A 14789-nucleotide genomic window follows, 5' to 3' on the forward strand; every position below is an offset into this window, starting at 1 on the left:
GAGTGGTTGCTTTCCGACCAGCCCTTGGCCTCCTTTCTTTTTAAGCTCGTCTATCTCCTTCCTATGGCAGCAAACCCCGAGCCGGACGTACCGGCCAACCACAACGAAAACCGGCGCACCTTCCTCAAGCAGTCGTCGCTGCTCACGGCGCTGGCCCTGGTGCCGGCCCCGGTAGTATCGGCCGCTGAGGCCAAGCTCGACGAGCGGGTGGCCGAATCCATCGAGAAAGTGCCGCTGAGCCTGAAAGTGAACGGCAAGAAATACAAGCTCTCGGTGGAGCCGCGCACCACCCTGCTGGATTTGCTACGCGAAAACCTGCACCTGAACGGCACCAAAAAGGGCTGCGACTACGGCCAGTGCGGCGCCTGCACCGTGCACGTGGAAGGCCAGCGCGTGAACTCCTGCCTGAGCTTCGCAGTGATGCACGACGGGCAGGAAATCACGACCATCGAGGGCCTGGCCGATGGCGACAAGCTGCACCCCATGCAGGAGGCGTTTGTGAAGCACGACGGCTTCCAGTGCGGCTACTGCACGCCGGGCCAGATAATGAGCGCCGTGGCCTGCGTGCGCGAGGGCCACGCCGGCTCGGCCGATGAAATCCGGGAGTACATGAGCGGCAACATCTGCCGCTGCGGCGCCTACAGCAACATTGTGGCCGCCATTCAGGACGTGAAGCAGGGAGGGCAAAAAGTATGAACCAGTTCCAATACGTGCGCCCCACCAAGGCGCAGGCCGCCATCGACGCCGTTGCCAAGGACGCCAACGCCGCCTTCATTGCCGGCGGCACCAACCTCGTGGATTTGATGAAGCGCGGCGTGATGACCCCGCAAAAGCTGGTCGACATCAACCGCCTGCCGTTGCGCCAGATTGAGCGCGTCGGCACCGGCCTGCGCATCGGTGCGCTGGCCCTGAACTCGGCCGTGGCCGACGACCGGCTGGTGCGCGAGAAGCACCCGCTGCTGGCCCTGGCCCTCAACGCCGGCGCCAGCCCGCAGCTGCGCAACATGGCCACCGTGGGCGGCAACATGCTGCAGCGCACCCGCTGCGCCTATTTCTACGACGTCGCGATGCCCTGCAACAAGCGCCAGCCTGGCTCCGGCTGCGGCGCGCTGGAAGGCATCAACCGCATGCACGCCATCTTCGGCTTTTCGGATAAGTGCATTGCCGTGCACCCCTCCGACATGAGCGTGGCCCTCGTCGCCCTCGATGCCACCGTGCTGCTCAGCGGCCCCAAAGGCGACCGGAAACTGGCCTTCGCCGACTTCCACCGCCTGCCCGGCACCACGCCCGAGCGCGACACCAACCTGGAGCCCAGCGAGTTGATTACGGCCGTGGAAATCCCGGACAGCCCTTTCACCCGCCATGTGCATTACCAGAAAGTGCGCGAGCGGGCCAGCTACGCCTTCGCGCTGCTATCAGTAGCGGCGGCGTTGGACCTTGATGGCAACACCATCAAAGCGGCGCGGCTGGCCATGGGCGGCGTGGCCCACAAGCCCTGGCGCCTCGCCGCCGCTGAGCAGGCGCTGGTGGGCCAGCCCGCCACGGAAGCCGCGTTCCAGCGGGCGGCGGCCGTGGCCATGCAGGGCGCAAAGGCTTTCAAGCATAACGAATACAAGCTGCGGCTTGGCCCCAATGCCATTGTGCAGGCCCTGAAAACCGCCGCGGCGGCTTAGGTCGTTGTAGCGTGGACTCTGCGAGTCCGCGCGTTGCAGAACGTTCGCCCCGGCGCGGACTCACAGAGTCCACGCTACATCCTTTCCCATATGAAAACTCCTGAAAAGCACATCGGCAAGCCCATGAACCGGGTGGACGGCCGCCAGAAAGTGACCGGCGCGGCCACCTACTCGGCCGAGTACGAGCTGCCCGGTCTCGTATACGCCGTGCTGGTGGGCAGCACCATTGCCAAGGGCCGCCTTACGGGCATCGACACCAAGGCCGCCGCCGGGGCGCCGGGCGTGCTGGCCGTGGTGACGCACCTGAACGCACCCCAGACGCCGGGCAGCAAGCCCACGGGCAAAGACCCCTCGCAGCCCCAGACCACGGGCAGCGCCCTGCGCATTTTCACCGACGACCAGATTCGCTTCAACGACCAGCCCATTGCCGTGGTGGTGGCCGACACGCTGGAGCGCGCCCGCTACGCCGCCCGGCTGGTGAAGGGCCAGTACGCGCCCGAGAAGCACCAGACCAACCTGGAAGCCGGCAAGGCGCAGGCCTTCCTGCCTACTTCTGCGAAGAAAAACCCGAAGTCGCCGATGAACGATTACCAGCGCGGCCAGGCCGATGCCTACAAAACGGGCGCCATCAAGTTGGAGCAGGAGTATGTGATTCCGACTGAGGTGCACCACCCCATGGAATTGCAGGCCATTACGGCGCACTGGGAGGCGCCCGACCGGCTGACGCTCTACGACAAGACGCAGGGCACCATGGCCACCCGGCGCGATTTTGCCAAGGAATGGGGCCTACCCGAGGAGAACGTGAAGGTGATTGCCACCTTCGTGGGCGGTGCGTTTGGCAACGCCCTACACAGCTGGCCGCACGAGTCGGCGGCCATCATCGCGGCTAAGGTGGCGAACCGGCCGGTTAAGCTGATGCTCACCCGCGAACAAATGTTTACGATGGTGGGCTACCGGCCCCACACCTGGCAGAAAGTGAGGATGAGCGCCACGGCCGACGGCAAAATCACGGCCATCACCCACGAAAGCATTGGCCAAACCTCGACCTATGAGGAGTTCACCGAATCGACTTTGGCGCAGACGCGCATGATGTACCAGTCGCCGAACCTGACCACGCGCTACCGCTTGGCGGCCCTCAACGTGGGCTCGCCCATCTGGATGCGCGGGCCCGGCGAGGCCACCGGCGCCTTCGCCCTGGAATCGGCCATGGACGAAATGGCTTACCTGCTCAAGCTCGACCCGCTGGAATTTCGCCTGCGCAACTACACCGAGCAGGACCCCGAAACCGGCAAGCCCTGGAGCAGCAAGTTTCTGAAGGAATGCTACCGGCTGGGCGCCGAGCGCGTGGGCTGGAACCAGCGCCAGCTGGCGCCCGGCGCCGTGCGCGACGGCGACTGGCTGGTGGGCTACGGCATGGGCGTGGGTACCTTCGGGGCGCACCGGGGCTCGTCCAAAGCCAGCGCCCGGCTGCTGCCCAACGGCACCGTGCTGCTGCAAAGCGCCGTGACGGACATCGGCCCCGGCACCGGCACGGCCATGACTCAGATTGCCGCCGACACGCTAGGTCTGGCCCCCGCTAAAATCCGGTTCGAGTGGGGCAATTCCGACTTTGCCCAGGCGCCCACCCAGGGCGGCTCGGCTATTGTGAATACGGTAGGCCCGGCCGTGCAGGAAGTTTGCCTGGCTTTGAAAGACAAGCTGCGCGAGCTGGCCGGCGCCGGCAACGCGGCCTTTGCTTCGGCGAAAAAGGAAGACGTCATTTTTGCCGACGACCACCTCACGCTGAGCGGCAACGACACGGCCCGCGCCAGCTACGCCGACCTGGTGAAGCAGGCCGGCGGCACGGCCGTGACGGTGCAGTCGAAGCCTAATGGCGAGAACGGCCAGAAGTATTCGATGTACTCGTTTTCGGTGCATTTTGCGCAGGTGCGGGTGCACGTGCTCACCGGTGAGGTGCGGGTGAGCAAGCTGGTGAGCTGCGCCGACGCGGGCACCATCATCAACGAGAAAACCGCTGGCAACCAGATGAAGGGCGGCGCCGTGGGTGGCATTGGCATGGCCCTGATGGAGCACGCCATCATCGACGACCGGTTCGGCCGCTACGTGACCAAAGACCTGGCCGACTACCACGTGCCCGTGCACGCCGACGCGCCCGACATCCAGGTGGCCTTCGTGAATCAGCCCGACCCGTACGTGAACGCGCTGGGCACGAAAGGCATCGGCGAAATTGCCACCATCGGCGTGGCGCCCGCCATTGCCAACGCCGTGTTCAACGCCACCGGCAAGCGCGTGCGCGAGCTGCCCATCACGCCCGACAAGCTGGTGTAGCCGTTGAATTGACAGCTAGTTATTGACGGAAAAGCCCTGCCTAGTATTCACTGGCAGGGCTTTTTGCTGAAGGAAACTGCTGCCGCAGATGCGCGTAGCAACAATGGATTTGATGCCTTAGGCCCGCACCCGGTAGAGCCGGGCGCCAAACAGCGCAATGTAGGCGTAGCAGATGATGGGCAGGTAGTAAGCCGCGGCGATGTCGTGGTTGGCGATTTTGCCCATGAGGTAGGGGAAAATGGCGCCACCGGCCACGGCCATCACCAGGATGGACGAGGCCTGCTGCGTTTGCGGGCCCAGGTCCTTGATGCCCAGCGAGAAGATGGTAGGGAACATGATGCTGAAGAAGAAATTAATCAGCAGTAAGGCGATGAAGGAGGGCCAGCCCCAGCTTTGGGCCACGATGAGGCACATGAGTACATTGCCCAGCGCGAAGGCCGCCAGCAGCTTGCTCGGCGCGATGTAGCGCATGAGGAAGGTGCCCACGAAGCGCCCGCTCATCATCATCACCATGAACAGCGAGAAGTAGCCGGCCGCCGTGGCATCGGAGAAGTTCATTTTCTCGACGCCGTAGTTGATGAAATAGGCCCAGGTGCCGCCCTGCGCCGCGCAGTTGAGAAACTGCGCCAGCCAGGCCCAGCGGAAATGCGCGTGCCGCAACACGCCCTTGGATTGGGCCAGCGGGGCGGCTGTATCGGCGGTGCCGGTGTAGAAGCCGGCTTCGGTTTCGGCGGGCACGGCGGGAGCATGGGCATCCTGCAACGCGGGCACTTTGATGAAGGAAAAAGCCACTCCAATGGCCGCAATCACGCTGCCAATGGCGATGTAGAGGGACTTGACCGAGCTAAGGTCGCCGCTGGCGTGGGCGCCGTTGAGGATGAAGTAGCTACCCAACAGCGGCCCTACCACCGCGCCGAGGCCGTTGAAGGACTGCCCGAAATTCACGCGCTGGTCGCTGGTGTGCTGGTTGCCCAGGGCGGCCATGAAGGGGTGCGCCACGGCTTCCAAAGTGGCCAGCCCGCAGGCCAGCACAAACAGCGCGCCCCGGAAAAACCCGAACGAGCTGGCATTGGCGGCCGGTACAAACAGGAACGCGCCCAGCGCATACAGCCCCAATCCCAGCAGCACGCCGTTTTTGTAGCCGAAGCGCTTCATGAACACGCCCGCCGGGATGCCCATCACGGCATACGCCCCGAAAATGGAAAACTGCACCAGCCCCGAATCGGCCTTGCTCACGTGCAACACGTTCTGGAAGTGCTTGTTGAGCACGTCGCCCATGGTAATGGCAATGCCCCAGAGCATGAACAATGACGACACAAAGACCAGCGTCGGCATGTACTTCTTCTCGGTGAAAGGCACCTTGGTTTGAGCAGAGAGGCCGGAGGCGGAAACCGCAGATTGCATGGTGGGAATAGCTGGAAATGACGACGGATGAGGCAGCCTGGGGAGCGGCCAGGTCCGATAGTAGCCCCAAGGTAGCAGGGCTAGCAGTTGCCCGGCAACCGAACCCACCCGATTGTGCCGCCGCGCCGCTTGGGCGGAATAATTTTCCCACGTTTCGCGGGCAGCGGCGCTATCACAGGAGAGTTGTTTGGGCAATTAAAACAGCTGTCATCCAGACCCTAATAATTAAAGGGAGATTGCTAGCCTTGGTGGCCGATGGGTCGCAGTTTCGCCTTGAAATGGCAATCCGAGTACGGCGGCCCAAGCCAGTACACGGCATAGTGCTGGTTCACCTCGCCCCGTCGCACCAGCAGCCAGCCGCACCAGCGCACGGTTTTGGTGGGCGCTTGCCAGTGCAGCTGCACCAGGCCGCCCACATCGTAGTTCACCTCAACGAAGAAGCCGGCCGGCACTCGGCACGTGCGGCATCGCCACCGTCACCGTGACACTGCCGTCGTCCCAGGCATGAGTTGGTAAGTTTGGCCGTGGCGGAATCCGGCAAGGCCATCGAAGCCGCAAAAAATGAATTTTTGGGGCCAAGATTCTATCCGGCTGGTTGCTTTTGTGGGTGCGGAATATTAAAAATACCCCTTACGATATCGTAAGGGGCATTTCCGTGAGGCGTATTGGGCTCGAACCAACGACCTCCACCGTGTCAGGGTGGCGCTCTGAACCAACTGAGCTAACACCCCGGAAAAAGCTCCGCGCTGGCGGCGGAGCGGCCCCAAAGGTAGCACGCGCCCGCGCTTGGCGCACCAGTTCAGTCGGCTTTTTTTCGTCGCTCTTCCGGCGTGTGGGCAACTTTCTGGGCCCGGGAAAGTATAGGGGCAAACGGGAATAGTAATCTTCCCGGGCCATTGGCCTCATTACCTTACCTTCTTTCACCCATGAAAAAGATTTTTCTGTTTCTTCTGCTCGCCGTGGCTTCTGCGCCGGCTGCTTTCGCGCAAGCTGCCCCTGGCGGCTCCCAGTCTTCAAAAGACTACACCGGTGGCGCGGTTACGGAGTCGGGCAACACCGGCTTCGGCGTCAAGGGCGGCTACAACCTCAATGGCCTGCGCGGCGACGACGTGAAAGGCATTGACCGCCAGGCCCGCAGCGACTTCCACGCCGGCGTTTACGGCCAGTTTGGTTTTGACGATTTCTCGTCCATCCAGGCCGAGCTGCTCTATTCGCGCCAGGGCTTTGAAGCCAACACTGGCACCAGCGGCGCCCGCCAGCGCTACCGCATGGACTACGTGATGCTGCCCGTGATGTACGTGGGCAACTTCACCGACCACCTGAGCTTCCACATCGGGCCGCAGGCCTCGCTGCTCACCAACATCCGCAAAGACGAGCAAACCCTCGATGCCAAAGACAACGGCTTCAACTCGTTTGATTACGGCGGCGTGGCTGGCCTCGAAGCCCGCATCGGCCCGGCCCGCATTGGCGCCCGTTACAACCTGTTTCTGGGCAAAATTTTTGAAGATGGCCCCAGCAAAGTCTCAACGGCCGGCGCGCAGTTTGTCAACAGCAAGCTCTACAACAACATGCTGCAGGTGTACGTGGGCATCGGCTTCACGCAATAAGCGGCGCTGCTGCCAAACTGCTACAAAAGAGGCCTTCGGGCCTCTTTTTTTTGGGCCTGCGGGCCTGGCACGGCCGGCTGAGGCAACCTTGGCCGCAGGTGTCCGTTTTCTGCAAGCACTCCATTTCATTGTTTTTCATCATGAAAACAGCCTTATTCACCTTAGCACTGGGCCTGGCCCTGGCCCCGGCCGCGCACGCCCAGCAAGGCCCCGGCGTGGGCTCGTCGGCCGACTACTCGGCCACCGACGGCACCGAGTCGCGCAATACCGGCTTCGGCATCAAGGGCGGCTACAACCTGGCCAGCATCCAGGGCACAGGCGCCAGCCTGTTCACCAACCGCGACAACCTCAAGGATTTTCACGCCGGCGTGTATGGGCAGTTCGGTTTCAACAACTTCGCCTCACTCATGGTGGAGCTGCTGTACTCGCGCAAGGGCTACCGCACCGACTACCTCGGCACCGCCGCCCGCGACACCCGCCTCGACTACCTGGAGCTGCCCATTCTCTTCGTGGGCAACCTCACCGAAACGCTCAGCATTCACGTAGGGCCGCAGGTGTCGCTACTCACCAACGTGCGCAACGACGGCGCCACCGTGAGCATCGGCGACAACGGCTTCAACAGCCTTGACTACGGCGCCATTGCCGGCGCGGAGGCCCGCCTGGGCTTCGCCAAAGTGGGCGCCCGCTACGACTGGAGCCTGGGCAAACTCTACAAAGACGGCACCGTGGTGCGCTACAATACGGCCACAGGCGCGGCGATTGGCGACAACAACATCCGCAACCAGGTTTTCCAGCTATACGTGGGGCTGGGCTTTAAACACTAATTGCCGATGCTCGACGTAGCGGCGCTGGACCACGCCCGCGAAATGCTGCTGGGCCGGGCCCTGGCCGTGCTGGCCGCCTGGGCCCTGCTCAACCTGCTGGTGGGCGGCACCCTACTCCGGCAGGCCGACCGCCGCTTTGCGCCCTACTACTTCCACGGCATGAACGTGGGCTGGGGCTTGGTGAACACCGTGCTGGCCTGCTGGGGCATTCTGCGACTGCGCTTCACCTCGCCGCCGGGCCTGCGGCTGGCCGAGTTGGTGGCCGAGCAGTTGCACAACGAAAACCTTTTCCTGCTCAACACCGGCCTCGATGTGGCCTACCTCATGACGGGGTTTTACCTGCGGGCGCTGGCCGCCGTGCTGGGGCAGGCCAACGCGCCGCGCCTGCACGGTTTCGGCGGGGCGCTGTGGGTGCAGGGCGGCTTTCTGCTGGTGTTCGATGCAGTGGTGTGGAGCCTGCTGCACTGGCAGGGCCGGGCCTGGATTCCGCTTATCTGATAGCAAACCAATCAGAAGGTTAAATCTCAATTTGGGAACTAAATCCAATTTGAGGAAAATACCGTTTCTTTCACCGAGCATTTTTGCCAGTAAGTCGGTTAAAGAGTCGGGTTCAACTGATTTATCTTTTAGTAATCATGCTAATAGATGAATTTTGGGTACTCCTGCTACGGGCACCGGCCGATGATTGTCACCCGCCGCTCAGCACTTATCAGGAACCATATGCGTCTTTTTACCCTCGCTTTCAGTTGCTTTCTATCGTTGGCTCCCTTTTTGGGATTTTCAGCCGGCATCCTTGACCGCGCCGAGGCGGTGGCCGTGACCAGCCCCGCCGGTGGCGTGCGCCTCAACGGCATTCTGCGCCTGCCCACCGGCCAGGGGCCCTTCCCGGCGGCGGTGCTGCTGCCCGAGCGCGGCGTGAACGCCAGCAACCCCAATTCGCCCGACAACCAGCTCCTTAACACCCTGGCCGACTACCTGGTGAGCCAGGGCGTGGTGGTGCTGCGGCTGCACGAGCGGGGCCAGGGCGGCTCCGGCGGCTCGGCCGCAACCACGACGCTGGCCGAACGCTCGGCCGATGCCATTGCGGCCCTCAACTACCTGCGCACCCGGCCCCAGGTCGACGTGACACGCCTCGGCCTGATTGGCCACGGCGAGGGGGCCAACGTGGCCCTGCTGGCCGGCGCGCAGCCGCTGGCGCCCACGTTTGTGGTGGCTATGGCCGCCGCCGGGCTACCGGGCCGCGAGGTGCTGGCCACCCAGCCGGCCATGTACGGCAAGGTGCTCGGCAACGACTCGACCGATGCCCAACGGGCCCGCAAGTACCGCCTCGACATGGTGGCCGCCGAGCAGGAGGCCGCCAAAATGCGCCTCAAAGGCTCCAACGCCGCCCAGGTGCAAACCTACCTCGACCAGCAGCGCCTGCGCCAGAAAGCCGCCATGCGCCGCGACGAGGAAGGCCTCATCAAGCAGCAGCGGGCCATGCTGGAAATCGTGCGCCAAACCCCCGACAACAGCCAGGCCCAGGCCATTCTGGGCAACATGCTGCGCCAGCGCTACCCCGGCATTGCGCCCACCGACCTGCAAACCAGCGTGCAAACCCTCACCACGCCCGCCTACCGCAGCTACCTCAGCTTCGACCCGCAGCCCGAACTGCCCGCCGTGAAATGCCCGGTGCTGCTGCTGCAGGGCGAAGCCGACCAGCAGGTGAACGCCAACGCTAATCTCGCTTCGCTCAAAAAAGGCCTGCGCAGCAACGCCCGCGTGGTCGAGCTGCGCTACCCCAATCTCAACCACGCCCTGCAGTTCGCCAGCGACTCGCCTGCCGATGCCGCCTCGGCCGCCTTCAACCCCGATACTCCGGCCGATATCTACAAGTGGATTAGCACCCAGAATTAGGACCAAAACTGTCATTGCGAGTGCAGCGAAGCAATCCGTCCTGTCAAAACCAGACCCGCTCTTTTACCAGAAAGCCCCGGCACCACTGCGGTACCGGGGCTTTCTGGTAAAAGAGCGGGTCTGGTTTTGACAGGATGTTTGTCGCATTGAGAGGACGAATTGCCACGGGCTGCGCCCTCGCAATGACATAGCCCCCAACCAGTTCGTGCTTAATTGTGGCCGCCGTGCTGCGGTTCCAGCATTTCTTCCACGATTTTCTTGTTGAAGGCGGGGATATCTTCGGGCTTGCGGCTGGTGATGAGGCCGTGGTCGCACACCACTTCGGAGTCTTCCCAGTGGGCGCCAGCGTTTTTGAGGTCGGTATGCACGCTGGGCCAGCTCGTGACGCGCTTGCCGCGCACCACATCGGCCTCCACCAGCAGCCAGGGGCCGTGGCAGATGGCGGCCAGCACCTTGCCCGAGCCAGCAAATTCTTTCACGAAAGCCACCACGTCTTTGTTGACGCGCAGGATGTCGGGGTTCATCTGGCCGCCGGGCAGCACCAGGGCGTCGTAGTCGGCAGGCTTCACCTCGGTGATGACTTTGTCGACGTCGACTTTGTCGCCCCAGTCCTTGTTCGGGCCGTCCCAGCCTTTGATGGAGCCGCTTTTGAGGGAGATGACGTGGGTTTCGGCGCCCTCGCCTTCGAGGTATTTTTTGGGTTCGTCGAGTTCGGCCTGCTCGAAGCCGTCGGTGGCGATGATGGCAATTTTCTTGCCTTTGAGTTTGTCGCTGCTGAAAAGACTCATGGTATTTGGAAAGGAGGTAAAAAAGAAAGCCGGAGCAAGTCCGGCTTCGTTCTTACGCCCGTTCCGGGCCGTGGGTTAATCAAAATTCGGGCATTGGAGCCAGTAGAACGAGTATCCCAAAGCGCGGCTTCGGCTCGCGTCAGCATCGTTCAACGAGCCGAAGTCGCGCTTTGGGGTACTCGTTTTGCTGGCTCAAACGGCTTAGTCCTCGAACCAGTGAATGGTAAATGTTGTGCCTTCGCCCACGGTGCTGCTTACTTCGAGGTGGCCGCCGCGGCTGGCCACGATACGCTGCACGAGGTACATGCCCACGCCAGCGCCGGCAATGTGCGGGTGCTGGCGCGCAAACGGCTGGAACACCGGCGCCGGGCGGCCCGGCAGCTCCATGCCCAGGCCGTTGTCCTGCACGGTGAGCACGGGCTGGCCGGCTTCGGAAAGGAAGCTGCGCACCTGCAGGTGCAGCGGCCGGGCGGGGTCGGCAAACTTGAGGGCGTTGCTGAGCAGGTTGTGCAGGATGGAACGCAGGTTGGCGCGGCCGTAAGTGAGCGTGGGCGCGGCCGCGAAATCGAGGCTGACGGTGGCTTCTGACTCCTGCACCTGGGCGCGCAGGCCCAGCAGCACCTCGTCGGCCACGCTGCGCAAATCCAGCGCCTCCACCGGCGCCGAGAGGCCGCGCTGCTCCTGCACGGTGGCGGCCAGGTCCTGTAGCGTGGCGTCGAGCTGGCCCAGCGCTTCATCCACCATACCGATAATTTCGCCCTCCTCGGGGTCGTTGAAAGTGGCCGTGCGGCGTAGCTCATCGAACAGGCCGCGCAGGTTGAGCACGGGCTGCTTGAGGTCGTGCGAGGCGGTGTAGACGAAGGTGTCGAGGTCGCGGTTGGTGCGGGCCAACTCATCGTACTGCGTCTGGAGTACCTCGCGCAGGCGGTACTGGTCGTCCACGTCGGTGCAGGTGCCAAACCAGCGCGGGCCGCGCTCGTCCGTCAGCTGCCGCGCCCGGATGATGTGCCAGCGGTAGCGCCCGTCGTGCCGGCGCATGCGGAACAGGCCCTCGTAGGGCTGGCCGGTGGCAATGCTCTGCACCCAGCGACGGGCAGCGCCGGCCTGCTCGCTGGGTTCCAGCAGGTTTATCCAGCCGGTGGGCCCCAGCTCTTCCTTAGTCAGGCCCGAATACTCGCCAGTGTAATGGTTGTAGTAATCGATAAAGCCCTCGGCCGTGGCCGTCCAGATGAGCTCCGGGATGCTGTCGGCCAGGAAGCGCAGCTCGGCCTCGCCGCGGCGCAGGGCGTCGGCCAGCTCGCGCTGGTCGTGCACTTCGGTAAGGGCACCGTGCCAGAACACGGCCTGGTCGGGGGCGTGCAGCTCGGGCAGGGCGCGGCTCAGCATCCAGCGGTACTGGCCGTCGTGGCGGCGCAGACGGTACTCATAGCTCCAGCCCACGCCGCTGGTGCGGGCCGTGTCGGCCTGGTAGAGCACGCGCAGGCGGTCGTCGGGGTGAATGAGCAGGGGCCAGATGGCGTTCAAATCGGCCGTAGGGGGCTGGCCGGTAAAGTAGTACCACTGCGGGCTCACGTACTCGAACTTGCCGGCGGCATCGACGGTGAAAGTGATTTGGGGCACGGTTTCCGTCAGCACCCGCAGGCGGGTGTCGAGGCGCCGGGTTTCGATGGACAGGTGGTGCGCCCGCTGCCGGGCCTCTTCCTGCACGGTCACGTCCACGGCAAAAAGCAGCAGGCCGCTCACGGGGCCATTGCCTTCGCGCACGGGCTCCAGGGCAATGTCGAAGTAGCGCGGCGTGGACGGGCCGCCGTCGGTCGCGGGCAGGGGCAGGCTGTAAGCCTTGGCCACATAGGGCCGCCCGGCGTCGTACACTTGCCGCATCACCTCCAGCAAATCGGCCGGGATGGTGCCCGGGTGCTCGGCCACGGCATCGCCTTCCTCCACGGCCGCGCCGAGCACGGCGCGCATGGCCTCATTCACAAATCCGTAGCGCAATTCCTGCCCTTGCAAGGTGGCCACCCCGGCGGGCATGTGTCCCAGGATGTCGCGAAGTTGTTGCTCACGCATGCTCAAAGGTAGGCAGAAGTGCGGGCAGGGCAGCGCCAGCCGGCCCGGTTGTGAGGCGTATTAGCCGGCTTACTGGCGAGGTTTTACGCATGCTCGGGCTCGGGCGCGGCCGGGGTTGCATCGGCGCCAAACACGGCCAGCTTCACCAAATCGACCAGCATGGCGTCGGCAATGCTGAGGGAGCTGGGCGGCGGCGGCAGGTGCTGCGGCAGCAGAAAGCCCTGCAGGGCCTCAAACCCGCCGGGCTCGAGGGGATGGAAGGCCATGGACCAGTCGGCGAAGCTGCGCTCCGTGATGGGCTTGTCGACCAGCTTGACGACGTTGGAGTGGCGGCCGTCGCGGGAAATGACATCGAACAGCGGCTCCAGCACTTCCGCCTCGCCCTCAATGAGCTGCGCGATGTTGCCGTGGCTGTAGAAAAGCACGCCCGTGACGTCGCGCGCGGCGTTGTCGCGCCGGCACTGGTCGAGCAATTCCTGCAAGTCCTGGTCAGACAGCGGGCGCACGGCCCGGCTCATGTAAACAATGTGAATCATAGGAAAACAGCAGCAGGCCGGGCCGTCTGGGGCCTCCGTGAAGGGTAGTATTGAGCAACCCTCTATTACGGGTGGTGTCGCGGCAAGTTATTTTCCTCTCTTGAATCCCCTGAAGTGAAGCGGCTGGTACTTAGCCGGCCCTGACAAAACGTTGGCCCGAAGCGCAGAAACAGCGAGGCTGCCAAACAATAGTCGGCCGCACCCCGCCACTGGTCGGTGCGAAGGCGCCAACCGCCGAGTGCGTTTTCGGCACCGGGCATCGGCGGGCATTTTTGGGCAACTATCCAGCTCCTGCCTTTCTGCCTTATGCTGCTACTCTTCTCCTCCTGCCAGTTGCGCCGCAGTTTGCGGCCATTTTTTCTGGCGGCTTTACTACTGCTATTATTGAGCAGCCCGGCGGCCCGGGCGCACCCCATGCCCAACTCGGTGGTGCTGCTCGACCTGCACCCCGGCGGCGTAGCGGCCGAAGTGCAGCTGCCGTTGGGCCAGCTGGAAATTGCCTTCGGCCACAACATTACCGAACACCCCGAAACGCTGGTGCAGCGCCTCGGCCCCGAGCTGCGCGCCTACATCCAGCAGCACGTGCGCCCCGAAACGCCCGACGGCCAGCCCTGGGCCGTGGCCGTGCGCGAGCTGCGCATTGGCAGCGCCGAACAAACCGATACCGGCCCCTACCAAGAGCTCACGGCCCAGCTGTGGCTCACGCCGCCGGCCGGCGCCACGGCCCGCGCCTTTGCCTTCAGGTACGACGTGATAGTGCACCAACTGGTGACGCACGTGGCGCTGGTGTCGGTGCGGCGCGACTGGGAGGTGGGCCGCGTGGGCGCCGAGCAACCGATTGACGTGGGCGTGATTCGGCTCGACGTGGTGAATAACGTGATTCCGCCGCTGTTCATCAGTCAGGCGGGCGGTGGGTGGTGGGCCGGCTTCCGGGGCATGGTGGCGCTGGGCGCGCGCCACATCGCCGAGGGCACCGACCATCTGTTGTTTCTGCTGGTGCTGCTGCTGCCGGCGCCGCTGCTGCTCACCAAGGCCCGGCGCTGGGGCCGTTTCGGCGGGGTGCGCTACGCGCTGGGGCGGCTGCTGCGGGTGGTGTCGGCCTTCACGCTGGGCCATTCCGTCACGCTGCTGGCGGGGGCGCTGGGGTGGCTGCGGCTGCCAGCGCAGCCGGTCGAGACGCTCATTGCGGTGTCCATTCTGGTATCGGCGGGGCACGCGGTGCGGCCGCTGTTTCCGGGGCGCGAGGGCTGGGTGGCGGCGGGCTTCGGGCTGGTGCACGGGCTGGCCTTTGCCAGCACGCTGGCCGAACTGCACCTGCCCGCCGGCCCCATGGCGCTCAGCATCCTGGGTTTCAATATCGGCATCGAACTGATGCAGCTGTTCGTCATCGCCCTCACGGTGCCGTGGCTGCTGCTGCTGAGCCAGACGCCCGGCTACGCCGCCGTGCGGGTGGCGGGGGCGGTAGTAGCGGCCGTGGCCGCGCTGGGCTGGCTGGTGGAGCGCATTTCGGCCCAAGCCAACCCGCTCACCGCACTAGTGGCGCGGGTGGCCCAGCATGCGCCCTGGCTGCTGGCGGCGCTGGCGATGGTGGCCGTCGTCAGCTTCTGGCGTCAGCAAAAGGCGCGTTCGATGCCTTCCTTTTAATCATTCCAACTCTGCATGTTCC

At 64.1% G+C, this 14789-nt stretch carries 13 protein-coding genes and 1 tRNA gene; 8 read left to right on the forward strand and 6 right to left on the reverse strand.

From position 1 onward, the window contains the following. Window positions 1-63: 63 nt before the first annotated feature. The 3 genes from Q5H92_RS00620 (at window position 64) to Q5H92_RS00630 (ending at window position 4001) form a co-directional block, all read left to right on the forward strand. Window positions 64-696, forward strand: a complete 633-nt coding sequence (locus tag Q5H92_RS00620) for a (2Fe-2S)-binding protein (RefSeq protein WP_305009517.1) — start codon at window positions 64-66, stop codon at window positions 694-696. Next, window positions 693-1673, forward strand: a complete 981-nt coding sequence (locus tag Q5H92_RS00625) for an FAD binding domain-containing protein (RefSeq protein WP_305009518.1) — start codon at window positions 693-695, stop codon at window positions 1671-1673. The genes Q5H92_RS00620 and Q5H92_RS00625 overlap by 4 nt, the downstream gene beginning before the upstream one ends. Window positions 1674-1763: 90 nt before the next feature. Next, the gene (locus tag Q5H92_RS00630) at window positions 1764-4001 is read left to right on the forward strand and encodes a xanthine dehydrogenase family protein molybdopterin-binding subunit (protein WP_305009519.1); all 2238 of its coding nucleotides are present in this window, start codon (window positions 1764-1766) and stop codon (window positions 3999-4001) included. Between the two features lie 117 nt (window positions 4002-4118). Here the strand turns inward: Q5H92_RS00630 and Q5H92_RS00635 are convergent, their stop codons facing one another. The 3 genes from Q5H92_RS00635 to Q5H92_RS00645 all read right to left on the reverse strand — a co-directional run bounded on the left by Q5H92_RS00635 (window position 4119) and on the right by Q5H92_RS00645 (window position 6136). Beyond that, window positions 4119-5405 carry a sugar MFS transporter gene (locus tag Q5H92_RS00635; protein ID WP_305009520.1) on the reverse strand — a complete coding sequence of 429 codons (1287 nt, stop codon included), beginning with the start codon at window positions 5403-5405 and terminating at the stop codon, window positions 4119-4121. 239 nt (window positions 5406-5644) lie between these two features. Continuing rightward, entirely contained in the window at window positions 5645-5857 is a 213-nt protein-coding gene (locus Q5H92_RS00640; protein WP_305009521.1) for a hypothetical protein, read from the reverse strand. 204 nt (window positions 5858-6061) lie between these two features. Continuing rightward, window positions 6062-6136, reverse strand: a tRNA-Val gene (locus tag Q5H92_RS00645). Between the two features lie 195 nt (window positions 6137-6331). Here Q5H92_RS00645 and Q5H92_RS00650 point away from each other — a divergent pair. The 4 genes from Q5H92_RS00650 (at window position 6332) to Q5H92_RS00665 (ending at window position 9732) form a co-directional block, all read left to right on the forward strand. After that, entirely contained in the window at window positions 6332-7012 is a 681-nt protein-coding gene (locus Q5H92_RS00650; protein WP_305009522.1) for a porin family protein, read from the forward strand. A 140-nt stretch (window positions 7013-7152) separates the two neighbouring features. Then, complete coding sequence (locus Q5H92_RS00655) at window positions 7153-7836, forward strand: porin family protein (RefSeq protein ID WP_305009523.1); 684 nt, start codon at window positions 7153-7155, stop codon at window positions 7834-7836. A 6-nt stretch (window positions 7837-7842) separates the two neighbouring features. After that, complete coding sequence (locus Q5H92_RS00660) at window positions 7843-8334, forward strand: DUF6992 family protein (RefSeq protein WP_305009524.1); 492 nt, start codon at window positions 7843-7845, stop codon at window positions 8332-8334. A 273-nt stretch (window positions 8335-8607) separates the two neighbouring features. Continuing rightward, window positions 8608-9732, forward strand: coding sequence for a CocE/NonD family hydrolase (locus tag Q5H92_RS00665; protein WP_305009525.1), 1125 nt, complete (start codon window positions 8608-8610; stop codon window positions 9730-9732). A gap of 209 nt (window positions 9733-9941) precedes the next feature. On the opposite strand, the gene Q5H92_RS00670 is transcribed toward Q5H92_RS00665, so the two are convergent. The 3 genes from Q5H92_RS00670 to Q5H92_RS00680 form a co-directional block, all read right to left on the reverse strand. After that, the gene (locus Q5H92_RS00670; protein WP_305009526.1) at window positions 9942-10520 is read right to left on the reverse strand and encodes a type 1 glutamine amidotransferase domain-containing protein; all 579 of its coding nucleotides are present in this window, start codon (window positions 10518-10520) and stop codon (window positions 9942-9944) included. 201 nt (window positions 10521-10721) lie between these two features. Then, window positions 10722-12587 (reverse strand): PAS domain-containing sensor histidine kinase, encoded by a 1866-nt coding sequence (locus tag Q5H92_RS00675; protein WP_305009527.1) that lies wholly within the window; start codon window positions 12585-12587, stop codon window positions 10722-10724. 83 nt (window positions 12588-12670) lie between these two features. Further along, window positions 12671-13123, reverse strand: coding sequence for a BLUF domain-containing protein (locus tag Q5H92_RS00680; RefSeq protein ID WP_305009528.1), 453 nt, complete (start codon window positions 13121-13123; stop codon window positions 12671-12673). A gap of 306 nt (window positions 13124-13429) precedes the next feature. On the opposite strand from Q5H92_RS00680, the gene Q5H92_RS00685 reads away from it, so the two are divergent. Beyond that, window positions 13430-14767: a HupE/UreJ family protein gene (locus Q5H92_RS00685; RefSeq protein WP_305009529.1), complete on the forward strand. Its 1338-nt coding sequence runs from the start codon at window positions 13430-13432 to the stop codon at window positions 14765-14767. Window positions 14768-14789 lie beyond the last annotated feature (22 nt).

Source organism: Hymenobacter mellowenesis (assembly GCF_030581005.1).
Lineage (GTDB): Bacteria > Bacteroidota > Bacteroidia > Cytophagales > Hymenobacteraceae > Hymenobacter > Hymenobacter mellowenesis.

Bases quoted from the DNA above. Each gene is read 5' to 3' on its own strand.
- Q5H92_RS00620 (WP_305009517.1), top strand. From the start codon at position 64: ATGGCAGCAAACCCCGAGCCGGACGTACCGGCCAACCACAACGAAAAC.
- Q5H92_RS00635 (WP_305009520.1), bottom strand. From the start codon at position 5,405: ATGCAATCTGCGGTTTCCGCCTCCGGCCTCTCTGCTCAAACCAAGGTG.
- Q5H92_RS00650 (WP_305009522.1), top strand. From the start codon at position 6,332: ATGAAAAAGATTTTTCTGTTTCTTCTGCTCGCCGTGGCTTCTGCGCCG.
- Q5H92_RS00625 (WP_305009518.1), top strand. From the start codon at position 693: ATGAACCAGTTCCAATACGTGCGCCCCACCAAGGCGCAGGCCGCCATC.
- Q5H92_RS00655 (WP_305009523.1), top strand. From the start codon at position 7,153: ATGAAAACAGCCTTATTCACCTTAGCACTGGGCCTGGCCCTGGCCCCG.
- Q5H92_RS00685 (WP_305009529.1), top strand. From the start codon at position 13,430: ATGCTGCTACTCTTCTCCTCCTGCCAGTTGCGCCGCAGTTTGCGGCCA.
- Q5H92_RS00675 (WP_305009527.1), bottom strand. From the start codon at position 12,587: ATGCGTGAGCAACAACTTCGCGACATCCTGGGACACATGCCCGCCGGG.
- Q5H92_RS00670 (WP_305009526.1), bottom strand. From the start codon at position 10,520: ATGAGTCTTTTCAGCAGCGACAAACTCAAAGGCAAGAAAATTGCCATC.
- Q5H92_RS00680 (WP_305009528.1), bottom strand. From the start codon at position 13,123: ATGATTCACATTGTTTACATGAGCCGGGCCGTGCGCCCGCTGTCTGAC.
- Q5H92_RS00630 (WP_305009519.1), top strand. From the start codon at position 1,764: ATGAAAACTCCTGAAAAGCACATCGGCAAGCCCATGAACCGGGTGGAC.
- Q5H92_RS00660 (WP_305009524.1), top strand. From the start codon at position 7,843: ATGCTCGACGTAGCGGCGCTGGACCACGCCCGCGAAATGCTGCTGGGC.